A 22,495-nucleotide genomic window follows, 5' to 3' on the forward strand; every position below is an offset into this window, starting at 1 on the left:
CTCGCTGTGGCTGGAGTACGAGTTCAAGGGCAAGCCGGGTGATGTGCGGTGCTGGCCACGCCAGTTCGCGCCCTATCATCTCCGGCTCGACTGGCTGATGTGGTTCGCCGCGCTCTCCCCCGCCTACGCCCGGCCGTGGTTCGGCCCGCTGGTGGAGCGGCTCCTGGACGGCGACCGGGACACGCTGCGGCTGCTCCGCCGCTCCCCGTTCCCGCCGGACGCGCCGCCCGCGTACATCCGGGCACGTCTCTACCGCTACCGCTACACGACCTGGCGGGAGCTGCGCGAGACGGGCGCCTGCTGGGAGCGGACGTATGTGCGCGAGTTCATGCCGCCGACGCACTTCGGCTCGGCGGCTCAGAGGCGGTAGACGCGGGCCGCGGTTCCGGCGAACACGGCGGCACGTTCGGCGTCGCTCAGCGAGTCGGTCAACTCCCGTGCGATGTCGGCCACTTCGCCGTACGAGGCTTCCAGGGTGCAGACGGGCCAGTCGGAGCCGAACATCAGCCGGTCCGGGCCGAAGGCCTCGAGGACGGTGTCGGCGTACGGCCGCAGATCGTCGGCCGTCCAGCCCTTCGGGCCCGCCTCGGTCACCAGGCCGGAGAGTTTGCAGACGGTGTTGGGCAGCGCGCCCAGGGCGCGGACGGCGGAGGCCCAGGGTTCCAGGTCGCCGGACGCGATCGGCGGCTTGCCCAAGTGGTCGAGCACGAAGGTGAGTCCGGGGTGCTCCTTGGCCGCCTCGATACAGGCGGGCAGTTGATGGGGCTGCACCACGAGGTCGTAGGCGAGACCTCTGTCGGCGACCGCGCTCAGACCTCTGCGTACGTCGGGCCGCAGCAGCCACCACGGGTCGGGCTCTCCCTGGACCTGGTGCCTGATGCCCACCAGGTACTGCCTGCCGGGAAGCTCGCACAGCTCGGCGAGCGCGTCGGCGACATCGGGTCGGGTGAGGTCGGTCCAGCCGACGACACCGGCCACGAGGTCGGGGTCCGCCGCCGCGAGGGCGAGCAGTTCGGGGGTCTCGTCGGCGACGGTGACCGTCTGGACGACGACGGTCGCCGCGACCTTGGCGGCGCGGGCCTCGGGCAGCAGATCGGCCAGGGAGAAGTCCCGGCGGATCGGGGCGAGCGCGTCGCCGGTGATCCAGTCCTGGTCGCGTACGGAGAGGTCCCACACATGGTGGTGGGCGTCGACCATCCACGCCGGTTCGCTCATCCACGCCGGTTCGCTCATCACAGCTCCCATACGACGGGCAGCCCCGCTTCCGCGCCGTCGGCCGAGTAGTCGTGCACGACATCGAGCAGCTCACCCATGCGCGCCTGCCAGGCGATGTTGACCGGCAGCTTCTCCAGTTCGGCGAGCATACGAGGGTAGTCGGCGCACTCCAGGACGTGGAAGAGGTCGGTCCCGCTGCGCCAGATCGTCCAGGAGGTGGCGCCCGCCGCGCGGATGGCGGCGGTGAGCTCGTCCGGCACCTCGCGGTGGGCGGCGTCGTACTCGGCGACGCGGTCGGCGCGGACCTTGGTGTGCAGGGCGACTCTCACGCGGACTCCTCACGGGGGACGGGGACTTCGGCGGGCAGCAGTCCATCGGCCCGGACTTCCCGCCAGAAGGCGTCGGGCACCGCTCGCGCGAACTGTTCGGCCGCGTCCCGGACTTCGTACGCAGAGCGGGTGCCGACAAGGACGGTGGCGACGGACGGGTGGGCGAGCGGGAAGGCGATGGCGGCGGCGCGCAGGGTGGTGCCGTGCCGTTCGGCCATGGCCTTGAGCCGGCGGGCGCGGTCCAGGAGGTCGCGGGGCGCCGCCGCGTAGTCGTAGGTGGCGCCGGGCCCGGGATCGGCGAGCAGGCCGGAGTTGAAGACCCCGCCGATCACCACCGATGTGCCGTGCTTCTGTGCCGCCGGGAGCAGATCGGTGAGCGCGCTCTGGTCGAGGAGCGTGTAGCGGCCCGCGCACAGCACGGCGTCGACGTCCGTGTCGCGGACGAAGCGGGTGAGCATCGCCGTCCGGTTCATGCCCACGCCGATCGCGCCGACGACGCCCTCCGCGCGCAGCCGTTCGAGGGCCGGATATCCCTCGCGGAAGGCCTGCTCGGCGTGGTCGTCCGGGTCGTGGAGGTAGACGATGTCGACGCGGTCCAGGCCCAGGCGGTCGAGGCTGTCCTCCAGGGACCGGCGCACGCCGTCCGCGCTGAAGTCCCGGACGCGGCGGTGGGTGGCGGGCACGGCGAAGCCGTTGGCGAGGTCGTCGCCGACTACCGGTCCCTCCACGGCATCGAGGATCCGTCCCGCTTTGGTGGAGAGGGTGTACGCATCCCTGGGGCGCGCCCGCAGCGCCTCGCCGAGCCTGCGCTCGGACAGGCCGATGCCGTAGTGCGGCGCGGTGTCGAAGTGGCGGATCCCCGCGTCCCATGCCGCGTCGACCGCCGCGGCCGCCTCCTCGTCGGTGACCGGCGCGTAGAGGTTGCCGATGCCGGCGGCGCCGAAGGACAGCTCGGTCACCTCGACGCCGCCGGGTCCCAGGGTGCGCCGCGCGATGCCGCTCACCGGCCCGCCGGGCGCAGTCGCAGGCCCTGCATGCCGCCGTCCACGGCGAGCGCCGTGCCGGTGGTGGCGCCGGAGAGCGGGCTCGCCAAGTAGGCTATGGCGCCCGCGACTTCGTCCGCCGACACGAGGCGTCCTGTGGGCTGGCGGGCCTGGAGCGCGGCCCGCTCGGCGGCCGGGTCGGGTGCCGCGTCCAGGAGCCTGCCGACCCACGGGGTGTCGACGGTGCCGGGGTTGGCGCAGTTGACGCGTACCCCTTCGCGTACGTGGTCGGCGGCCATCGCGAGGGTCAGGGAGAGCACCGCTCCCTTCGACGCCGAGTACAGGGCACGCTGCGGGAGTCCGGCGGTGGCGGCGATGGAGCAGGTGTTGACGATCGCCGCGCGGCCGGAGTCCCTGAGGTGCGGCAGGCAGGCCCGGCTGGTGCGGACGATCCCGACGACGTTGACGTCAAGGACGGTGTGCCACTGGGCGTCGTCGTTGTCCTCGACCGTCCCCTGGGCGCCGATCCCGGCGTTGTTGACCAGTACGTCGAGTCCGCCGAGGCCGGCCACTGCGGCGGCGACCGCCACGCGCAGCGACGCGTCGTCCGAGACGTCGGCGCGGTAGCCGGTGAGCGGCTTCTCCACGGTGCTCGGGTCGAGGTCGAGGACGGCCACCTGGGCGCCGCGCGCGGCGAGCAGTTCGGCGGTGGCCCGTCCGATGCCGGAGGCTCCGCCGGTGACGAGGGCCTTCAAGCCCTCGAAGTCCTGGGCATCAGTCATGCGGCTGCTCCTTTGCCTTGAGCGAGTTGGCCTTGGTCGAGTTGGCCCTGAGCGAGGTCGGCGGCCCAGAAGGCACCGTCCGGATAGGTGAATTCGGCGAGGGACTCGGCCCGCATGGTGGCCGAGAAGCCCGGCGCGGTGGGGGCCGTGTAGTGGCCCCCGCGCACCACGACCGGGTCGATGAAGTGGTCGTGGAGGTGGTCGACGTACTCGATGACGCGGTTCTCGGTGGTCCCCGAGAGCGCCACGTAGTCGAACATCGACAGGTGCTGGACGAGTTCGCACAGGCCCACGCCGCCCGCGTGCGGGCAGACCGGGACGCGGAACTTGGCGGCGAGCAGCAGGATCGCGAGGTTTTCGTTGACGCCGCCGACGCGGGCGGCGTCGATCTGCAGCACGTCGATCGCGCCCGCCTGGAGGAGCTGTTTGAAGACGATGCGGTTCTGTACGTGCTCGCCGGTGGCGACCTTGACGGGGGCGACGGCCTTGCGGATCGCGGCGTGGCCGAGGACGTCGTCGGGGCTGGTGGGCTCCTCGACCCAGTACGGGTCGAACTCGGCGAGGGCGCGGGTCCATTCGACGGCCTCGTCGACGTTCCAGCGCTGGTTGGCGTCGATCGCCATCCGGATGCCGGGCCCGATCGCCTCGCGTGCGGTGCGGCAGCGGCGTACGTCGTCGGCCAGGTCCGCGCCGACCTTCAGCTTGATCTGGGTGAAGCCGTCGGCCACGGCCTGACGGGCGAGGCGGGTCAGCTTCTCGTCGCTGTAGCCGAGCCAGCCCGGTGACGTGGTGTAGCCGGGGAAGCCGCGCTCCCGCAGCACGGCCTCCCGGTCGGCGGCTCCATGACGGCCCGACTGGAGCATGTCCAGGGCCTCTTGGGGTGTGAGCGCGTCCGCGATGTAGCGGAAGTCGACCTGCGAGACGAGCCACTGCGGGTCGGCCTCCGCGAGGAACCGCCACAGCGGCTTGTGCGCGCGCTTGGCCGCCAGGTCCCACAGCGCGTTGACGACGGCCCCGATGGCCATGTGCATCACGCCCTTCTCGGGGCCGAGCCAGCGCAGTTGGCTGTCCCCGATCAGATCGCGGTTCAACGTCCCCGGATCGGCGCAGAGTTCCTCGACGGACCGGCCGAGCACGTGGTGGCGCAGCGATGCGATCGCGGCGACCTGGACGTCGTTGCCGCGTCCGATGGTGAAGGTGAAGCCGTGTCCCTCCAGGCCGTCGTCCGCGTCGGTGCGCAGGACCACATAGGCGGCGGAGTAGTCGGGGTCCGGGTTCATCGCGTCGGATCCGTCCAGTTCCCGTGAGGTCGGGAACCGTACGTCGAAGGTGTCAACCGCGGTGATGCGGGCGGGAGTCGGGGACACAGGAGGCCTTTCCGAAAGGGGCAAGGAGGCGGTGAACCAGAACGGGGTCAGTCCTGTGCGCGCCCCGTGGTGACGCGCGCGATCATCAGGGCGACCAGGATGATTCCGCCGTAGATGGCCTGGATCCAGAAGGACGGCACCTGGGCGAGGGTGAGCAGGTTCTGGACGACACCGAGCAGCAGTACGCCGGTGAGGGCGCCGAACATGGTGCCCTTGCCGCCGTCGAGGCTGATGCCGCCGATGACCGCGGCCGCGAACACCGTGAAGATCATGTTCTGGCCCTGGTTGGCGTTGATCGCGCCGACGTACCCGGTCTGCATGAGCCCGCCGACGGCGGCGAGCACACCGGCGACGACGAACACGCCGAGCATCACGCGCTCCACCCGGATTCCGGCCGCCCGGGCCGCGTCCGCGTTGCCGCCGATCGCGTACAGCGCACGCCCCACGCGATGGTACTTGAGGACGAAGCCCGCGATGCCGAAGGCGGCCGCCGCGAGCCATACGGAGAGCGGAATGGTCAGGAAGGTGGAGGTGGCGAGGGTGTAGAAGGCGTCGGGCATGCCGAAGAGTGTCTTGCCCTTGGTCGCGCCGACGAGCAGCCCGCGCAGCACGATCAGCATGGCGAGCGTGACGATGAACGCGTTGAGCTTGAGCTTCACCACGAGGATGCCGTTGAAGGCGCCGATGGCTCCGCCGACGAGCAGGATCGCCAGGAGCCCGGCAGCCGCGGGCATGTCCGTGCCGAACCCGGCCTGGGCGGCGGGAAGGACGAGGAGCGCGCCCACGGCGGGCGCGATGCCGACGACAGACTCCAGGGACAGGTCGAACTTGCCCGTGATCAGTACGAGGGACTCGGCGAGGACGACCATCGCGAGGGCGGCGGAGGCGCCGAGGATCGAGATGAGATTTCGCTCCGTCAGGAAGGAGTCATTGAGCAGGGCTCCCAGGATCATCAGGAGCAACAGGGCTGGGACCAGGGCGAGTTCGCGTGCGCGACGCAGAGCGATGCTCTTCGCTGCGCGGGCTTGGGCGGGGTGTGCTGATGCCGGGGTGGCCTGCGCGGCCGGGGCCTTGAGGTCAGCCACTGTGGTCTCCTTGTTCTTTGGCCGCGGGCCGGTGGGGGTTGTTCGCGCCGTTCCCCGCGCCCCTTACGGGGCTCGGCTGGCCCACCCCTTCGATTGACGCGATCAGGTCGTGGTCGGTGAAACCCGCCTCGTGTTCCGCCACCAACCGGCCGTGGAAGAGGACAAGGACTCGGTCGCAGCGGCGCAGGTCGTCCAGTTCGTCGGAGACGACCAGGACGGCTGTGCCGTCCTCGCGGGCGTTGTCCATGCGGGCCAGGAGGGACTCCTTGGACTTCACGTCCACGCCGGCGGTCGGGTTGATGAGGACCAGGAGCCGCGGGTCGGAGGCGAGTGCGCGGGCCATGACGACCTTCTGGGCGTTGCCGCCGGAGAGGTCGGACACGGGCTGGTCGGGGCCCTCGGCGTGGATGTCTAGGCGGTCGATCAGCTCCTCGGCGAAGCCGCGCTTGCGCTCGGTGCCGACGAAGCCGTACTTCCCGAGCCGGTCGAGCACGCTCATCGTGGCGTTGTCGCCGATGGACATGCCGAAGACGAGGCCCTGGTCGTGCCGGTCGCGCGGGACACAGCCGACACCGGCGCGCAGAGTGGCGGTCACATCGCCGAACGGCAGCCGCCTGCCGTCCAGTTGAGCCGTGCCGCCGGTCGGCGTGTGCAGCCCGGCGATGGTCTCCGCGAGGTTGATCTTGCCGCTGCCGCTGGATCCGGCGAGGCCGACGACCTCGCCCCTGCGGACGGTCAGGTCGATGTCCGCGTACGACGCACTCGTGAGGCCCTTTACGTCGAGCAGCACCGGGGCGTCGGCGGGGACCTCGGTCCGGGCGACGGACTCCTCGGCCGCTGCCTGCTCCGTGAGGGCCTCGCCCGCCATTGCCTCCACCAGGGCGGCGCGCGGCAGTTCGGCCACGGGCGCGGTGGTGATCCAGCGGGCGTCGCGCAGGACGGTTACGGTCTGGCACACCTCGTACACCTCTTGGAGGTGGTGCGAGATGAAGAGGAAGGTGACGCCGGATTCCTGCAGGGCCCGCATCCGTGTGAAGAGCCGCTCGATCTCGCGGTTGTCAAGCTGCGCGGTCGGCTCGTCGAGGACGATGAAGCGGGCGCCGAAGCTCAACGCCCGGGCGATCTCCACCATTTGGCGGTCCTCGACCTTGAGGTCTGCGGTGCGCGCGTCCGGGTCGACGCGTACGTCCCAGGTGTCGAGGACCTGTGCCGCCTCTTCCCGCAGCCTGCGCCAGCTGATGAAGCCGCCGCGGCCCTCGGGCTGCCGGTTGATGAAGAGGTTCTCGGCGACGGTCAGATCGGGGACGACGGTCGGCTTCTGGTAGACGCAAGCCACCTTGCGGCGCCAGGCGTCGCGGTCGGCGAGCGGCGGCGCGGGCTCACCGTCGAAGCGGACGGTGCCCGCGTCCGGGGCCTGGAGTCCGGTGAGGACGGTGACCAGGGTGGACTTGCCCGCGCCGTTGCGGCCGACGAGGGCGTGGGACTCGCCGGGCAGGACGGTGAGACGGCCGTCCTGCAGCGCGACGGTGGGTCCGTACCGTTTGACGATGCCGGTCGCCTCGACGAGCGCCGTCGGCCCCGTCGTGGGGGGCTTGCTCATCGGCGTACTCATTTGACCGTGTTGCCCCAGAGCTTGGAGTCGTCCACGTTCTCCTTCGTGACCAGGGGCGCGGGCAGCTGGTCCTCGAGAATGCCGCTGGGCAGCTTCACGATGGTGGAGTCGTGGTCGGTCGGCCCCGGCTTGAACTTCTTTCCGTTCATCGCGGCCTTGATGTAGTACATGCCGTACTTGGCGTAGGCGTCGGCGGGCTGCGAGACGGTCGCGTCGATCTGGCCCTTGCGGATGGCGTCGAACTCCTGCGGGATGCCGTCGTTGGAGATGACGGTGATGTGGCCCTTCTCCCCCGTCTTCTTCAGCATTCCCTTGGACTTCAGGGTCTGCAGGGTGGGCGCGAGATAGACGCCGCCCGCCTGCAGGTAGATGCCCTTGATGTCGGGGTTGGAGTTGAGCAGCGTGTCCAGCTTGGAGGCAGCCGTGTCGGACTCCCACTTGGCGGGGATCTCCAGGACCTTCAGCTTGGGGTACTTCTTCTTCACGCAGGTGCGGAACGCCTCGGAGCGCTCACGGCCGTTGACCGAGGCGAGGTCTCCCATGATCTGGACGACCTTGCCGGTCCTGACCTGCTTGCCGAGGTATGCGCAGGCCTTCTCGCCGTACGCGACGTTGTTGGCCCGCACCACCATCGCGACCTTGCCCTTCTCGGGGGCTACGTCGACGGCGACCACGGGTACGCCCTTGCGCTCGGCCTGGTCGAGGCCTGCGGAGATCGCGGCGCTGTCGAGGGGCGCGACGACGAGGCCCTTGACGCCCTGGTTGAGCTGGTTGTTGATGTCGGTGATCTGCTGCGAGGGGTCGCTGTTGGAGTTGACCGTCTTCATCGCGTCGACGTCCTCGGACTTCGCCATCTTCGGTACGTAGTCGTTGTACGACTGCCAGAACGGCGAGGTCAGCAGCGGCAGGATCACCCCGACCTTGCCCTCTCCGCCGCCCCCGCCGCCGGGCGACGCGGTGTCCTTGGTGCTGCCGCATGCCGTGAGCACGAGGGACGCGCAGGCGGCCGCTGCGGCGATCCGCACCGCCCGCGAAGTCCCCACCCTGCTGGGCCTGTTGCGAACTGTTCTGCCGGCCATCTGACGGCTCCTCAGTAGTTCTGGCGACTGATGGGCGAATATTTATCAGACCACTTGGCGCTCACAACACCCCTCGTCGCCAACTTTCCCCGCTTTCAGGCCGTAGTGGTCCGACCACATCTCTGGTTAGACTGCGGCGCACTCGGCCAGTGGAGGAGCGTTACGTGGACCAGACCGCCCCGCAGAAGGGCACGGTGACCGGTCGGGCCATCGAGCAGATCAAGGCCATGATCGGCGAGGGCAGGCTCGAACCGGGTGAACGGCTGCCCACGGAACGGGACTTGGCCACGCGGCTGGGCATCTCGCGCAGCTCCATGCGGGAGGCCATTCGCGCCCTGACCGTCATGGGCGTCCTGGAGGCCCGGCACGGATCGGGCATCTACGTCACCCAGCTGGAGGCCGGGGATCTCCTGGAGACCTTCGGGGTGGTGGCCGATCTGTCGCGCGGGCCACGGCTCGTCGAGCTCCTCGAAGTCCGCCGCGTCCTGGAGTCCACCGCGACGGCGCTGGCCGCCGCACGCATCACGGCCGACCAACTGGCCGACGTGGAGAAGCACTTGGAGGCGATGAACGCCACCGACGACCCCGAGGAGATCCTCTCCCACGATCTGGCGTTCCACCGCACCATCGCCTTCGCGGCGGGCAACGACACGATGGCCGCCATCCTGGAGGGCCTCTCCTCACGCACGTTCCGTGCGCGGGTGTGGCGCGGCTACCAGGAGGAGGGTGCGTTCGAGCGGACGCGGCGTGAGCACGCGCGCATCCACCGGGCGCTGGTGGCCCGCGATCCGGAGGCGGCACGGGCCGCCGCGGCGGCGCATGTGGGAGAAGTGGAGGAGTGGCTGCGGGCCCAGTTGGACGAGTAGCGTGATCGGATGCTTGCCGTGACGTGATGTGCAAGTGCCCTCATCAGGTCATCCTCGCCATGAGGCCAGGCCACTCGTCCTCGCCACGAGGCCAGGCCACCCGACCCGAGCAGAGGCGCCGACCATGGACTCACCCGCCGCGGTACCACCCACCGCCGGCATCAGCCTGCGCCAGCTGCTCATGTCCCTGGGCGAGCCGCTGGTGGAGCTGCAGACCGCACCCGCGGGCCTTGACGTCGAGATCCGCAGTGTGGCCCTGCTCGACCCCGAGGATCCGCCGGTCGCCCACCCCGGGGAGCTTGTGCTCGCCATCGGCGCCCGTGGCCGCGCCGCCTTCCCCGCGCTGCGGGCGGCCGGGCGTGACGGAGCCGCCGCCGTCGCCGTCAAGCTGGACGCTCCGGGACAGGCCGCCGCCCTCAGCGAGACCGCCGCCGACGCGGGGGTCGCGCTCCTTTCGGTACGCGGCGACGCGCGCTGGGACCAGGTGGACGCGATCGCCAGGGCGGCCCTCGACGACGCACCCGTCGACGGCTCGGGCGAATCCGCCGACGACGCCGCGGAGGGCGACCTCTTCTCGCTCGCCCAGACCACCGCCATGCTCACCGGCGGCATCGTCAGCATCGAGGACACCGCCCACCGGGTCCTCGCCTACTCCCGCTCCGCCGACCACGACGAGGCCGACGACCTGCGGCGGCAGTCCATCCTGGGGTGGCAGGGCCCGGAGGCGTATCTGGCGCGGCTGCGCGAATGGGGCGTGTTCCAGCGGCTTCGCACCTCCGACGACGTAATCAATGTCGACAGCCACCCCGAGCTGGGGATCCGCCGCCGGCTCGCGATCGCCATCCGGTCGGGGGACCGGCAACTGGGCACCATCTGGGTCCAGGAGGGATCGACGCCGCTGACCGAGCGCTCCGACCAGGCGCTGCTCGGCGCCGCCCGGGTCGCCGCACTCCACCTGGTGCGCCGCCGCCGGGAGCTCTCCGCGGACGTGACGCTCGCCCGCACCCTCGCGGCCGGACTCCTGGAGGGCAGCAGCGGCCCGCAGCCGCTGGCCAGCCACCTGGGCCTCGACGCGGCACGCCCGGCCGCGGTCCTGGGCTTCTCGTACGGGGCGGCCGAAGCCACCGGACCCGAGCTGACCCGCGCCGAGGTCACCAACCTGATCTCGGTGCACACCGCCGCCCGGCACCGCGCCGCCCTGGTCACCGAGGGCGATCACCGCATCTACGTCCTGCTCCCGCAGCTGCCGCGCAGCATCGACATCGGCACGCTGCGCGGCTGGGGACAGGACATCGCCGACACCGCACGCCGCCACCTGGGGCTGCCGTTGCGCGGATCGATCGGCTGCATCGTCCCGGGCCTCGGGAAGGTCCCGGATTCGCGCCGGGAGGCGGACCGGATCCTCGACGCCATGGTGAACGCCGATGTCGCCACCACGGTCGCCGCGCTGCCGGACATCCAGGCGGAGGTCCTGGTCAGCGAAATGCTGGCACTGCTCGCCGACCGCCCCGACATGCGGGACCCCCGGCTGACCGCCGTGACCGACCATGACAGCCGGCACCAAGGGCGGTTGGCCGAGTCGATCCTGGCGTACCTGAACGCCTTCGGCGATGTGCGGGCGGCCGCCGCCCAGCTGCATGTGCACCCCAACACCGTGCGCTACCGGATCGGCCGTGCCGAGCAGCTGACCGGTCTCGATCTGAGCCGTCCCGACCAGCGACTGCTCGCCATGCTCCAGCTGCGGCTTCCTGGGTGATTCTCACTAGAATGTGCACTATGCGCAGTTGAGATGACGGGCTGATGACGGGCTGGCGAAGATGACCTCGGACAATGCCCTGCCGGACGGCTCGGACCGAGCCTGCGACATCGCGAACGCGGCCATGGCCGAACTGGACGCGGCGGGAACCGTCATCGGGTGGACCAGGGCGGCCGAGCGGCTGCTCGGTCACCCTGCCGAAGAGATCCTGAACCGTCCGGCGGCCCGACTGCTCGCGATCCCCGGGGACGAGGCGCGGGTGGCCGCCGTCGCCAAGTGCCGCGCCGCGGACGGCTGGAGCGGATCGGTCGCGGCGCGCCACCGCGACGGCCGGATCGTGCAGCTGGCGGTGCAGGTGACGCCGCTCGTCGACACGGCAGGCCGGGAGCGCTGGTCCGTCCTCGCCCTCAAGGAATGGCGGGTGCCTGGCGGCGGAGTGAACCAGCTGATGCTGGAGCCGTTCCTCGCCCACGCACCCGTCGGCATGGCCGTACTGGACACCGATCTGCGCTACGTCTGGGTCAACGACGTACTGGAACGCCTGATCCCTCTGGAGCGTCGGCTCGGCCGGCAGGTGAGCGAGGTGCTGCCGAAGCTGGAGGCCGAGGCGTTCGACGCGAGGATGCGCCATGTCCTGGAGACCGGATCCCCGGTCATGGAGTACGAATTCCGCAGCCCCACGTACGCGGACCCCGACGAGGAGCGCGTCTACTCGGCCTCGTTCTTCGGCCTGGAGGACCCGCACGGCCGGCGCGTCGGCATCTGGTACATGGTCATCGACATCACCGAGCGCTGGCAGGCCCAGGGACGCCTTGCCCTGCTGAACAACGCCGGTGCCCGGATCGGCAGCACCCTCGATGTAACACGGACCGCACAGGAACTGGCCGATGTCAGCGTGCCGCCGCTGGCCGACTTCGTCACCGTCGACCTGCTCGACTCGGTCATCAGAGGCGCGGAGCCCGTTCCGGGCCCGGTCGACGGCGCACCCGTCGTCCGCCGCTCGGGCCAGAAGTCGGTCCGCGAGGGCTGCCCGGAATCCAGTCGGGCCGTGGGGGAAGCCGTCCCGCGGTCCCCCTCGTCGCCGCTCTCCCGCTGCCTCCTGGAGAGCCGGTCCCTGGTCGAACCGATCCTCGACGTGGCCACCAGCGGGTGGGTCACCGACGACCCGGCGCGGGCCGCCGACATCCGCGACTTCGACTTCCGCTCGGTGCTCGTCGTGCCGCTCCTCGCGCGCGGTGTCACCCTGGGCGCGGCGACCTTCGTACGGTCCCGGCGGCTCGGTCCGTTCGAGGAGGGCGACGTCCAGCTCGCCGAGGAGCTCGTCGCCCGTGCCGCGGTGTGTGTCGACAACGCCCGCCGCTTCACCCGCGAGCGCGCCGCGGCCCGCGCGATGCAGCGCAATCTGCTGCCGCACGACCTGACCGGGGGATCCGCCGTCGAAGTGGCCTCGTGGTACTTCCCCGCGGACGCCCCGAGCGGTGTCGGGGGCGACTGGTTCGACGTGATCCCGCTCTCCGGGGCCCGGGTCGCCCTGGTCGTCGGGGACGTCGTCGGGCACGGCATCAACGCCGCGGCCACCATGGGACGGCTCCGCACCGCCGTGCAGACGCTCGCCAATCTGGATCTGCCGCCCGATGAACTCCTCGCCCGCCTGGACGACCTGGTCATCGGGCTCGTCGAGCAGCACGGCGCCGCCGAATCCGCGGGCGCCGAGAACGAGAGCGTGGCCGCCACCTTCACGGGGGCCACCTGTCTGTACGCCGTGTACGACCCGGTCAGCAGGCGCTGCACGCTGGCCAGGGCGGGCCACCTGCCGCCCGCGATCGTCACCCCCGACGGCGCCGTCGACTTCCCCGACCTGCCCGCGGGACCGCCGCTCGGCCTCGGAGCGCTGCCCTTCGAGCCCGTCGAGCTCGAACTGGCCGAGGGCAGCCTGCTCGCCCTCTACACCAATGGCCTGATCGAGACGTGCGACCGGGACATCGACGTCGGTCTCTCCCGGCTGAGCAACGCCCTGGCGGTGACCGGGCCGAAGCTGGAGGAGATCGGCCGGAACGTGGTCAAGGCGCTACTCACCGGGCCGCCGTCCGACGACGCCGCCCTGCTGCTCGCCCGGACCCGCGCCCTGGGCGCCCACCAGGTCGCCTCCTGGGACCTGCCGTCGGACCCGGCCGTGGTCGCCGATGCCCGCAGCCTCGCAGGACGGCAGCTGACGGAGTGGGGCCTGGAGGATCTGCTCTTCACCACCGAGCTGATCGTCAGCGAACTGGTCACCAACGCCATCCGGCATGCCACCGGACCGATCACGCTGCGGCTGATCCGGCAGGCCGCCCTGATCTGCGAGGTCTCCGACGCCGGCAGCTCCGCACCGCGCCTGCGGCACGCCCGTACCACCGACGAGGGCGGCCGTGGTCTTTTCATCGTCGCGCAGCTCACCCGGCGGTGGGGCACCCGCTACACATCGACCGGCAAGATCATCTGGGCTGAGCAGCAGATTCCACCGGACGACGCGGTGTGAGCTCCCCGCATTGGCCGACCGGCCAGTGATCGAGGGGGATTTTGTGGCTGCTCACAAATAATCCGTCCCGCCGCTCCGCATACGCTGTCGCAAATCCATTCCGGCAGTGACGCGGCTCACCTCTCACAAGGAGGCGGCGCGAAAGCGGAAGCGCGGCAGCCGTCAGGTCCCCATCCCCGCTGCCCCGCGCCGGAACACGGAGAGCGCGGCCCGCTCCCGCCTTGCCACCGAGGCGATGTGCCGCCAAGGCGATCCAGCACGCAGTCACCCCTCGCACGACCCGTCCCAACTCACTGGATGTCGAGATGACTTCACTTCCCCCTGCCCCCGCGGCCTCTCCTCCCGCTCCTCCCGGCGACCGCCAGGCTCCGCACGATTCGGAGCTGCGGTCCGGCCTCAAGAACCGCCATCTGTCCATGATCGCCATCGGCGGTGTCATCGGAGCGGGCCTGTTCGTGGGCTCCGCCTCCGGCATCACCGCCGCCGGTCCCGGCATCCTGCTGTCGTACGCGCTGGTCGGCACCCTGGTCGTCATGGTGATGCGGATGCTCGGCGAGATGGCCGCCGCCGACCCGACATCGGGGTCCTTCTCGGCGTACGCGGACCGGGCGCTCGGCCGCTGGGCCGGTTTCTCCATCGGCTGGCTCTACTGGTTCTTCTGGGTCGTGGTGCTCGCGGTGGAGGCCACCGCGGGTGCCGTCATCCTCAACGGCTGGATGCCCGCCGTGCCGCAGTGGGGATGGGCGCTCATCGTGATGACGGTCCTGACCGCCACCAACCTCGGATCGGTCGCCTCCTTCGGCGAGTTCGAGTTCTGGTTCGCGGGCATCAAGGTCGTCGCCATCGCCGCCTTCATCGGCCTCGGCGCCCTGGCGATCTTCGGTGTGCTGCCCGGCTCGGACAACGCCGCCACGGGCTTCGGCAACCTCACATCGCACGGCGGCTTCCTGCCGCACGGCCCCAGCGCCATCCTCACGGGCGTACTGATGGTCGTCTTCTCCTTCATGGGCAGCGAGATCGTCACCCTCGCCGCCGGTGAGTCCAAGGATCCGCAGCGGGCCGTCGCCAAGGCCACCAAGAGCGTCATCTGGCGGGTCGGCGTCTTCTATCTGGGCTCGATCCTCGTCGTGGTCTCCCTGCTCCCCTGGAACGACCCCTCGATCGAAAAGAAGGGCTCGTACGTCGCGGCCCTCGACTCGATCGGCATTCCGCACGCCGGCCAGGTCATGAACGTGATCGTCCTGACGGCGGTGCTCTCCTGCCTCAACTCCGGGCTCTACACCGCATCCCGCATGGCCTTCTCCCTCAGCCGACGCGGCGACGCCCCGAAGGCCTTCGCCCGGACGAACCAGCGGGGCGTCCCGCAGTCCGCGATCCTGGCCTCCGTCGTCTTCGGCTTCGTGGCCGTCGGCTTCAACTACCTGTGGCCGGACACGGTGTTCCAGTTCCTGCTGAACTCATCGGGCGCGGTCGCTCTCTTCGTCTGGCTGGTGATCTGCTTCTCGCAGCTGCGGATGCGCGGCATCATCCTCCGCGAGAACCCGGAGAAGCTCATCGTCCGGATGTGGCTCTTCCCGTACCTCACCTGGGTCACCATCGCGATGATCTCGTTCATCCTGGTCTACATGCTCACGGACGACAGCCCGGGCGGCGGCCGTATCCAGGTGCTGCTTTCCGTGCTCCTCGCGGCGCTGGTGGTCGCTGTCGCGCTGGTCCGCGAGCGGCGGTGTACACAAGCACACCGTTACCCGCATCATTGAGATATGTCCGGACATGCTCCTGTAGTCGTGCACCCGCCGTCGCCGGACGGTGGCCGGCGGGTCACGATCCGAGGTAAAGACGTGGGAACGGCCTTCTACCTGTTCGATGTGCTGGAGTTCCTGCGCCGAGCAGGCCTGCCCGAGACCGACACGGCGATCGACGACCCGGAGCTCATCGAGTGGCGCGGGGCCGGGCCACAGGCCTGGGGACCGGAGAAGAGCCCGTGACCGTCAAGGGCTTCTCGAACCAGTGATCGGCGTACGGCTCGTCATTGAAGGCGGCGACCTCCTGGAAGCCGAACGAACGGTAAAGGCCGATGGCGGCACTGAGTGCCTTGTTGGTGTCCAGGCGCAGCGCTTCGCAGCCGTGCCGGGCGGCCCGCGCCTCGAGGTCGGCGAGGAACCGGCGGGCGAGGCCGAGACCACGGGCGTGCGGCGCCACCCACATGCGTTTGATCTCGGCCGGGGCACCGGGCGGCAGCTTCAGACCGGCGCAGCCGATGGGCTCGCCGTGCGTCCGCGCCACGAGGAACAGACCGTACGGCGGCCGGAGTTCACCGGCGTCGGGCAGCAGGCTCCGCTCGGGGTCGAAGCCCGTGTCGAAGCGCTCCTGCAGCTCGGCGAAGTAGGACAGCAGGCAGTGCCGGGCGTCCGGATGGTCCGGGTCGACGGCGTCGAGCGTGACCGTGCCCGCGGTCAGCAAACGGTCGACCTCGGCCATGGCGGCCACGAGCCGGGCGCGCTGATCGGCGTTGAGCGGCTCCAGGAGGGAGCCCGCGAGCTCGTCGCTGCTGTCGTCGAGCAGGGCACGCTCCGCGCGGCCCGCCTCGGTGAGCCGGACGGAGCGCACCCTTCTGTCCCGGGGCTGCGGCTCCACCGCCACAAGGCCGTCGGCCTCCAGTGAGCGGAGCAACCGGCTCACATACCCGGAGTCGAGCCCGAGGCGCTCGCGCAGCCGTCGTACGTCCTGGCCGCCCTCGCCGATCTCCCAGAGCAGCCGGGCCTCGCCGATGGGCCGGTCGCGGCCCAGGTAGCGGTCGTGGAGGACGCCCACGCGCTCGGTGACGGTGCGATTGAACCGCCGCACCTGGTCGATCTGCCCCTGGGCCGTTCCGTCTCTTCCGTCCATGTCGTCCACTCCCATCGTTCTCTGACTTTAGTCAGAGAACGATGGGAGTGCCAGGGGGGAACGCGCGTAACTGGTGATCTTGCGCCGCGTTGGTCTGCCGGGGCCCGGCACATTCCGTCGCGGGGCCATGACGAAGGGTTGAGGGTCACTCCGCCATGCACGACATCACCAAGAAGTTCGCCACCTGGATTGCGGCAGCGGCCGCCGCGCTCGGCTGTGTCATCGCCGCGGGCCCATCGGCGGTCGCCGACGGCAAGTGGTGCAACCACTCGGTCTGCATCGAGACATACGACTCAGGGACCTATCTGGGCCGGGTGGAGGTGTCGGTCACCAACACCAACCAACCGCACCGCATCCGCGCGCGCGTGTGGACCACCAACGGCTGGAGCGCCAACACCAAGACGGAGGACGTCGCCGCGTTCCGGACCTACCGGGACCAGGCGTACCCCCAGCGGCACTTCCCGGCAGGCACCCGGCTGTGCGCGGAGGGCTTCCGCGGCGGGGCGAGCGTGGGCCTGCCCTGCGTCACCATCACCGGCTGACCGACCTCACCGGGCCGCAGGAGGGGCTGTTCGCCAGGGCCCCTCCTGCGGTCTTCAGCTTCGGGAACGCGCGAGCATCACGCCCTGGTCAGCCGCAGCGTCACCAGCTCGAACGGCCGCAGCCGCACCGCGACGGTCTCCCCCACGCGCTCCGGGGACGGGGCGTCGGCCAGCGGACGCTCCAGCAGATCCGTCACCGTCACCGAGCCGATCCCGAAGCCCGCCGTCAGCGTGGCCCGCGCCCGGCCGCCGCGCGATTCATGGAAACGGACCACCACATCACCGCTGCCGTCGTCGGCGAGCTTGACCGCGGTGACGACGACCGCGTCGTTGTCGACGGTCACCAGCGGGGCCACCTCCGCGCCACCGGCGATCCGGCGCTCCGGAAGGTTGATCCGGTATCCCTCCCGCACGGCGTCCCCGATCGCCGCCCCCGGCACCAGCGCATGCCGGAACCGGTGCACACCCTGATCCGTCTCCGGGTCGGGGAAACGGGGGGCGCGAAGCAGCGAGACGCGCACGGTCGTGGTCGTCCCGGCATCCGACTCCCGGACCGTCCGCGTCACGTCATGTCCGTACGTCGAGTCGTTGACCAGCGCGACACCCCAGCCCGGCTCCTCCATGTGCACGAAACGGTGGTTGCACGCCTCGAACTTGGCGGCCTCCCAGCTCGTGTTGGTGTGCGTGGCGCGGTAGAAGTGGCCGAACTGGGTCTCCGACGCGTACCGCTCGGCGTGGATGTCCAGCGGGAACGCCAGCTTCAGGAACTTCTCCGTCTCGTGCCAGTCGACCTCGGTGTCGATGTCCAGGCGCATGGCGCCGGGGGCGAGGGACAGGACCTGCGTGAGCCGCGAGTCCCCGAAGGCGCGCACGACACGGACCGAAGCGCCGTCATCGCCCGGCACGACCTCGTGAGCCTCGGTGAGATCGGTGACGGTGTTGCGGTAGAACTCGTCGACGTCCCACGCGTCCCACATGTTCGGGAAGTCGGCGTGGATCTGCGGCAGGTTCGCCACCTGGCCGGGTGCGACGGTCTCCCGGTCGGCGGCGATGTCGTACGCCGAGACGATGAGCCCGCGCGCGTCGATCTCGACCCGCAGCAGACCGTTGTCCAGGACATAGCCGCCGCCGGCGCGCGAGGCGATCGCCGACTGGCCGTCGACGGAGGCGGGGCGCGCGCCACCCGCCGGGACGCCGTCGCGCGTGTGCGGTGTGGAGTTGAAGACGAGGGTCCCCGTGCCGCCGTCCCCCGCCAGCGCGCGCTGGGCCGCGTCGATGATGCCGTTGAGCTCGTCGGCGACCGCCGCGTACGTGGCCCGCGCCTCCCGGTGCACCCAGGCAATGGACGAACCGGGCAGGATGTCGTGGAACTGGTGGAGCAGGACGGTCTTCCAGATCCGGTCCAACTCTTCGTAAGGATACGCGAATTCGGCGTTCCGAACGGCTGCGGTCGCGGCCCACAGTTCCGCCTCCCGCAGCAGATGCTCGCTGCGACGGTTGCCCTGCTTGGTGCCGGCCTGGCTGGTGAGGGTGGCACGGTGCAGTTCGAGGTACAACTCACCGACCCAGACAGGTGCGTTCGGGTACTCGGCCTCCGCCTTCTCGAAGAACCTCTCCGGCGTCTCCCACTCCACGGTCGCCGAGCCTTCGAGGTTCCGCAGGCGCCCGGCCTTGGCAATCATCTCGCGCGTGGTGCCACCACCCCCGTCACCCCAACCGGTGGGCGCGAGCGAGTGCCGGGCGACGCCTTTGTCCTTGAAGTTCTTCGCCGCGTGGGCGATCTCGCTGCCCTTCATGGAGCAGTTGTACGTATCGACGGGCGGGAAGTGGGTGAAGATCCGAGTCCCGTCGATGCCCTCCCAGTTGAAGGTGTGGTGCGGGAAGCGGTTGGTCTGCGACCAGGAGATCTTCTGCGTGAGCAGCCACTTGGAACCCGCCGCCTTGATGATCTGCGGCAGTCCGGCCGCGAAGCCGAAGGTGTCGGGCAGCCAGGCCTCGTCGTTCTCGATGCCGAACTCGTCGAGGAAGAACCGCTTGCCGTGCACGAACTGACGGGCCATCGCCTCCGAGCCCGGCATGTTCGTGTCCGACTCGACCCACATGCCGCCGGCCGGCACGAACCGCCCGTCGGCGACGGCCTTCTTGACCTTCGCCCACACCTCGGGCCGGTGCTCCTTCACCCACGCCCACTGCTGCGCCTGCGACATGGCGAAGACGAAGTCCGGCTCGTCCTCGATGAGCGCGGTCATGTTGGAGGTCGTACGGGCGACCTTCCGCACCGTCTCGCGCAGCGGCCACAGCCACGCGGAGTCGATGTGCGCGTGACCGACGGCGCTGATGCGGTGCGCGGACGGCTCGGCGGGGGTGGCGAGGACGTCTACGAGTTCGGCGCGGGCGGCGGGCGCGCTGCCGTTGACGTCCTGGAGGTCGACGGCGTCGAGGGCGCGGCCGATGGCGCGCACGACGGCGTAGCGGCGCCCGGAGTCCTCGGGGAGTTCCTGCATGAGCTCGCCGAGTACTTCGAGGTCGATGACGAGCTGCCAGACCGTCTCGTCGAAGACGGCGAGGTCCATGCGGGCGAGGGTGTACTGGGGCTCGCTGCCGGCCGTCTCCTGGTCGCCGAGCCGGGTGGGCAGGAAGGGGTGGTAGTCGAGGATGACGGGGTTGGACGCGGCCTCGATGTGCAGCTTGACGTCCTCGCCGCCGGTCGCGGGGGCGGCGATCCGAACCCACTGGTTGCGGGGGTTGAGGCCCTTCACCGGGGTGCCGTCGGGGCGGTAGACGAGGCCTTCGCACTGGAAGCCGGGCATGTTCTCGTCGAAGCCGAGGTCGAGGATGGCCTCGACGGTCTTCCCGGCCCACTCCTGGGGGACGGTGCCGGTCACCCGGAACCAGCTGGTGGCCCAGGGGGCGCCCCAGCGGGCGCCGACTTGGGTCGGCGCGGGTTGGGCGGCGAGGCCTTCGGCAACGGGGACGGGTTCGCCGGGGGCGGTCCAGACGGCTACGTCCAGGGGGACGGATTCCGGGTAGACGGCGGGGCGGATCCGTTCGTCGAGGACGCGCTTGAGGCGGGCTTCGATGAGGGTGCGGTCGTCGTGCATGTGGGTCTCCCGGGGGCTCATCGGGTGGGCGGGCGGGAAAGATCCGCCGCGAAGCGGCGGTCTTGATCGGGGTCTGGGGCGCAGCCCCAGTTTCGGGAAGGGGCCTAGCTCACCTCCCCCGGCGACACGACCTCCGTGATGCCCCGCGCAGCGAGATGCCCCGCATCCCCCGCCCGTCCGGCGAGGACAACGGCAGGGCGTACGCCATCCGCCACGAGGCGAGCGAACGCCTCGAAGACCACCCCTCCGGGCGCGCACTCCGAGCGCCGGGAGACGGCGCCGTCCACGACCACCGCCGTCGCCCGCGCCGCAGGCGCATACTTCCGCCCCCGCCACTCCTTGGCGATCCGCGCCAACGCCGCACCCCCCGGCTTCACCCGTCCGTCATTGCTCAACAGACCCAGGCTGTACTCGAGTTCGGGGAAGTCCGCCAGCGACCGCGACACATCGTGGGAGCACCACCACGTCACGCCCCACACATCCGCGCAGTCCAGCGCCGCGGCCACCGTCGCCTCGGTGAACGCCGCCGCGTGCTCCGCGGGGATGAGGGGCGCGGGCGCCCCGACCTCCTGGAGCCATACCGGACGGCGCGGATCGTCCGCCCACGCCTTGGACAGTTCGATCATGTACGCCGCATGGTGCTCGGTGGCGACACTCTCCCGCCCGTGCCGCTGCGCCGTCCCGTTGAACACCCAGGAGTGCACGGCTGTCGCACCCCCGAGACGGGCGGCCTGCGCCGGGGTGAAGGGCTGGTCGTCCTGGTACCAGGCCGCGTCGTACTCGGCATGCAGATGCAGCTTCCCCGGGGCGCCCTCCTCGCACGCGCCGAGCACCCGCGTCAGCCACGCCTCCGCCTGCTCCTCGGTGATCCGGTCCGGATCGGGATGCGGCCCCGCCGAGAACTGGTTGACCTCGTTGCCGATGGTCATGCCGATGAAGTTCGGCCGGTCGGCGAGCGCGGCGGCGAGCGTGCGCAAGTACTCGGCCTGCGCCGTCACGACGTCCGGGTCGGTGAAGATGTTCCGCCGGTGCCAGGTCTGCGTCCACGCGGGCAGGAAGTCGAAGCTCGACAGATGGCCCTGCAGTCCGTCGACGTTGACGTCGAGACCGCGCTCGGCGGCGGCGTCCGCAACCGCGACCAGCTGCTCGACGGCGCGCGGCCGGATCAGGGTGCGGTTGGGCTGGAAGTACGGCCAGATGGGGAAAACCCGGATGTGATCGAGGCCGAGCGCGGCGATCGAGTCGAGGTCGGCGCGCACGGCGTCGAGGTCGAAGTCGAGCCAGTGATGGAACCACCCTTGGCTCGGCGTGTAGTTGGCGCCGAAGCGCACCACGTCAGAAGGCGTGCGAGGCATACGAGTCCTGGTTCTCGGGGGTGCGGGGGGGGATGATCTCCGTACGGCGGCGGACGAGCCGGGCGGCGGCGGGCGGTGCGGCCTCCGGCCCGGGGCGGGCCTCAGCCCTTGACCGCCCCCTCGCCGACCCCGCGGAAGAAGTACCGCTGCAGACAGGCGAAGAGAGCGATCAGCGGCAGGACGGCGATGACCGTGCCCGCCGCGACGAGCCGTTCGTCGTTGGCGAAGGTGCCGTGCAGATAGTTCAGGCCGATGGTCAGGGTGAACCGGTCCGGGTCGCTCAGCACGATCAGCGGCCAGAGGAAGTCGTCCCAGGCGCCCATGAAGGCGAAGATCGCGACCACGGCGAGGGTTCCCTTGACCGCCGGAAGGGCGATCCGGGCGAACCGCTGCCATACGTTCGCCCCGTCGACGTACGCCGCCTCCTCCACCTCGTACGGCAGGTTCAGGAAGGCGTTGCGCATCAGGAGCACGTTGAGTGCCGAGACGCAGCCGGGAAGCAGTACGCCGATGAGGGTGTTGTTCAGGCCCAGCTCCCGCATGGTCGTGAACTGGGCGATGATGATGCCCTCCACCGGCACCAGCATGGCGAGGATGAAGACGAGGGTGGCGACCTTGCGGCCCCGATAGCGCAGGCGGGCGAGCGCGTAGCCGGCGAGGGTGGCGCCCACGCAGTTGGTCACCACGTTGGCGGTGGCCACCTTCAGGGAGTTGAGCGCGTAGTCCCAGACGGGGATGGTGTCGGCGACGCGCTCGTAGTTGTGCAGGGTCGGCTCGGACGGCAGGAACTTCGGCGGCGAGCTGAAGATGTTCTCGTGCGGTCCCTTGAGGGACGTCGACAGCTGCCACAGGAACGGGCCGATCATCAGCGCGAGCACGCCCAGCAGGAGTACGTAGCGCAGGACGATCTCCCACACGGGCATCCGGCGGCCGTTCTCGTCGGTGATCCGCCCGCGCCGGGCGCGCTTCTTGCGGGGTTTCTCGCCGGTCCGCACCGGCTGCTCGGTCTTGCGCGC

The 22,495-nt window shown here is 70.5% G+C and carries 19 protein-coding genes; 7 read left to right on the plus strand and 12 right to left on the minus strand.

Annotation, left to right across the window (positions count from 1 at the left end):
• Positions 1–370, plus strand: a 370-nt coding sequence (locus AB0O76_RS13055; protein ID WP_365488971.1) for a lipase maturation factor family protein, incomplete at its 5' end; no start/stop codon positions are given.
• On the opposite strand, the gene AB0O76_RS13060 is transcribed toward AB0O76_RS13055, so the two are convergent.
• The 8 genes from AB0O76_RS13060 to AB0O76_RS13095 form a co-directional block, all read right to left on the minus strand.
• Complete coding sequence (locus AB0O76_RS13060) at positions 358–1,233, minus strand: amidohydrolase family protein (RefSeq protein WP_365488974.1); 876 nt, start codon at positions 1,231–1,233, stop codon at positions 358–360. The genes AB0O76_RS13055 and AB0O76_RS13060 overlap by 13 nt on opposite strands.
• Positions 1,233–1,544, minus strand: coding sequence for an L-rhamnose mutarotase (locus AB0O76_RS13065; RefSeq protein ID WP_360772818.1), 312 nt, complete (start codon positions 1,542–1,544; stop codon positions 1,233–1,235). Before AB0O76_RS13065 ends, AB0O76_RS13060 begins: the two co-directional genes overlap by 1 nt.
• Complete coding sequence (locus AB0O76_RS13070; protein WP_365488978.1) at positions 1,541–2,548, minus strand: aldo/keto reductase; 1,008 nt, start codon at positions 2,546–2,548, stop codon at positions 1,541–1,543. Before AB0O76_RS13070 ends, AB0O76_RS13065 begins: the two co-directional genes overlap by 4 nt.
• The gene (locus AB0O76_RS13075) at positions 2,545–3,309 is read right to left on the minus strand and encodes an SDR family oxidoreductase (protein WP_365488981.1); all 765 of its coding nucleotides are present in this window, start codon (positions 3,307–3,309) and stop codon (positions 2,545–2,547) included. Before AB0O76_RS13075 ends, AB0O76_RS13070 begins: the two co-directional genes overlap by 4 nt.
• Positions 3,306–4,676, minus strand: coding sequence for an L-fuconate dehydratase (locus AB0O76_RS13080; RefSeq protein ID WP_365488984.1), 1,371 nt, complete (start codon positions 4,674–4,676; stop codon positions 3,306–3,308). The genes AB0O76_RS13075 and AB0O76_RS13080 overlap by 4 nt, the downstream gene beginning before the upstream one ends.
• Before the next feature lie 47 nt (positions 4,677–4,723).
• Positions 4,724–5,683, minus strand: coding sequence for an ABC transporter permease (locus AB0O76_RS13085; protein WP_365489753.1), 960 nt, complete (start codon positions 5,681–5,683; stop codon positions 4,724–4,726).
• 70 nt (positions 5,684–5,753) lie between these two features.
• Positions 5,754–7,361: a sugar ABC transporter ATP-binding protein gene (locus AB0O76_RS13090; RefSeq protein WP_365488987.1), complete on the minus strand. Its 1,608-nt coding sequence runs from the start codon at positions 7,359–7,361 to the stop codon at positions 5,754–5,756.
• A gap of 8 nt (positions 7,362–7,369) precedes the next feature.
• Positions 7,370–8,452 (minus strand): sugar ABC transporter substrate-binding protein, encoded by a 1,083-nt coding sequence (locus AB0O76_RS13095; protein ID WP_365488990.1) that lies wholly within the window; start codon positions 8,450–8,452, stop codon positions 7,370–7,372.
• Between the two features lie 164 nt (positions 8,453–8,616).
• On the opposite strand from AB0O76_RS13095, the gene AB0O76_RS13100 reads away from it, so the two are divergent.
• The 5 genes from AB0O76_RS13100 (at position 8,617) to AB0O76_RS13120 (ending at position 15,580) form a co-directional block, all read left to right on the plus strand.
• On the plus strand, positions 8,617–9,318 hold the full coding sequence (locus tag AB0O76_RS13100; RefSeq protein WP_365488993.1) for a FadR/GntR family transcriptional regulator: 702 nt from the start codon (positions 8,617–8,619) through the stop codon (positions 9,316–9,318).
• Between the two features lie 124 nt (positions 9,319–9,442).
• On the plus strand, positions 9,443–11,074 hold the full coding sequence (locus AB0O76_RS13105; RefSeq protein ID WP_365488996.1) for a helix-turn-helix domain-containing protein: 1,632 nt from the start codon (positions 9,443–9,445) through the stop codon (positions 11,072–11,074).
• A gap of 61 nt (positions 11,075–11,135) precedes the next feature.
• A complete protein-coding gene (locus AB0O76_RS13110) occupies positions 11,136–13,592 on the plus strand; it encodes a SpoIIE family protein phosphatase (RefSeq protein WP_365488999.1) in 2,457 nt (818 codons plus the stop codon).
• 305 nt (positions 13,593–13,897) lie between these two features.
• Positions 13,898–15,352, plus strand: coding sequence for an amino acid permease (locus AB0O76_RS13115; RefSeq protein WP_365489002.1), 1,455 nt, complete (start codon positions 13,898–13,900; stop codon positions 15,350–15,352).
• 3 nt (positions 15,353–15,355) lie between these two features.
• Positions 15,356–15,580, plus strand: a complete 225-nt coding sequence (locus tag AB0O76_RS13120) for a hypothetical protein (RefSeq protein WP_365489005.1) — start codon at positions 15,356–15,358, stop codon at positions 15,578–15,580.
• Here AB0O76_RS13120 and AB0O76_RS13125 read toward each other — a convergent pair.
• Positions 15,525–16,481, minus strand: a complete 957-nt coding sequence (locus AB0O76_RS13125) for a helix-turn-helix domain-containing GNAT family N-acetyltransferase (RefSeq protein WP_365489008.1) — start codon at positions 16,479–16,481, stop codon at positions 15,525–15,527. The genes AB0O76_RS13120 and AB0O76_RS13125 overlap by 56 nt on opposite strands.
• Before the next feature lie 155 nt (positions 16,482–16,636).
• On the opposite strand from AB0O76_RS13125, the gene AB0O76_RS13130 reads away from it, so the two are divergent.
• Positions 16,637–17,023 carry a hypothetical protein gene (locus AB0O76_RS13130; RefSeq protein ID WP_365489011.1) on the plus strand — a complete coding sequence of 129 codons (387 nt, stop codon included), beginning with the start codon at positions 16,637–16,639 and terminating at the stop codon, positions 17,021–17,023.
• Positions 17,024–17,100: 77 nt separating this feature from the next.
• Here AB0O76_RS13130 and AB0O76_RS13135 read toward each other — a convergent pair whose 3' ends face one another.
• From AB0O76_RS13135 to AB0O76_RS13145, 3 genes are all read right to left on the minus strand, one after another.
• Positions 17,101–20,124 (minus strand): glycoside hydrolase family 38 C-terminal domain-containing protein, encoded by a 3,024-nt coding sequence (locus tag AB0O76_RS13135; protein WP_365489014.1) that lies wholly within the window; start codon positions 20,122–20,124, stop codon positions 17,101–17,103.
• A gap of 104 nt (positions 20,125–20,228) precedes the next feature.
• Positions 20,229–21,479: a glycosyl hydrolase gene (locus AB0O76_RS13140; RefSeq protein WP_365489017.1), complete on the minus strand. Its 1,251-nt coding sequence runs from the start codon at positions 21,477–21,479 to the stop codon at positions 20,229–20,231.
• A 101-nt stretch (positions 21,480–21,580) separates the two neighbouring features.
• Positions 21,581–22,474 (minus strand): carbohydrate ABC transporter permease, encoded by an 894-nt coding sequence (locus AB0O76_RS13145; protein WP_365489756.1) that lies wholly within the window; start codon positions 22,472–22,474, stop codon positions 21,581–21,583.
• Positions 22,475–22,495: the final 21 nt, after the last annotated feature.

Source organism: Streptomyces sp. NPDC086554, from assembly GCF_040686095.1.
Lineage (GTDB): Bacteria > Actinomycetota > Actinomycetes > Streptomycetales > Streptomycetaceae > Streptomyces.

What these genes read in the sequence shown, in the direction of transcription:
- AB0O76_RS13060 (WP_365488974.1), bottom strand. Translation starts at nt 1,233, where the DNA reads ATGAGCGAACCGGCGTGGATGAGCGAACCGGCGTGGATGGTCGACGCC.
- AB0O76_RS13075 (WP_365488981.1), bottom strand. Translation starts at nt 3,309, where the DNA reads ATGACTGATGCCCAGGACTTCGAGGGCTTGAAGGCCCTCGTCACCGGC.
- AB0O76_RS13090 (WP_365488987.1), bottom strand. Translation starts at nt 7,361, where the DNA reads ATGAGCAAGCCCCCCACGACGGGGCCGACGGCGCTCGTCGAGGCGACC.
- AB0O76_RS13095 (WP_365488990.1), bottom strand. Translation starts at nt 8,452, where the DNA reads ATGGCCGGCAGAACAGTTCGCAACAGGCCCAGCAGGGTGGGGACTTCG.
- AB0O76_RS13105 (WP_365488996.1), top strand. Translation starts at nt 9,443, where the DNA reads ATGGACTCACCCGCCGCGGTACCACCCACCGCCGGCATCAGCCTGCGC.
- AB0O76_RS13110 (WP_365488999.1), top strand. Translation starts at nt 11,136, where the DNA reads ATGACCTCGGACAATGCCCTGCCGGACGGCTCGGACCGAGCCTGCGAC.
- AB0O76_RS13115 (WP_365489002.1), top strand. Translation starts at nt 13,898, where the DNA reads ATGACTTCACTTCCCCCTGCCCCCGCGGCCTCTCCTCCCGCTCCTCCC.
- AB0O76_RS13120 (WP_365489005.1), top strand. Translation starts at nt 15,356, where the DNA reads ATGTCCGGACATGCTCCTGTAGTCGTGCACCCGCCGTCGCCGGACGGT.
- AB0O76_RS13125 (WP_365489008.1), bottom strand. Translation starts at nt 16,481, where the DNA reads ATGGACGGAAGAGACGGAACGGCCCAGGGGCAGATCGACCAGGTGCGG.
- AB0O76_RS13130 (WP_365489011.1), top strand. Translation starts at nt 16,637, where the DNA reads ATGCACGACATCACCAAGAAGTTCGCCACCTGGATTGCGGCAGCGGCC.
- AB0O76_RS13135 (WP_365489014.1), bottom strand. Translation starts at nt 20,124, where the DNA reads ATGCACGACGACCGCACCCTCATCGAAGCCCGCCTCAAGCGCGTCCTC.
- AB0O76_RS13140 (WP_365489017.1), bottom strand. Translation starts at nt 21,479, where the DNA reads ATGCCTCGCACGCCTTCTGACGTGGTGCGCTTCGGCGCCAACTACACG.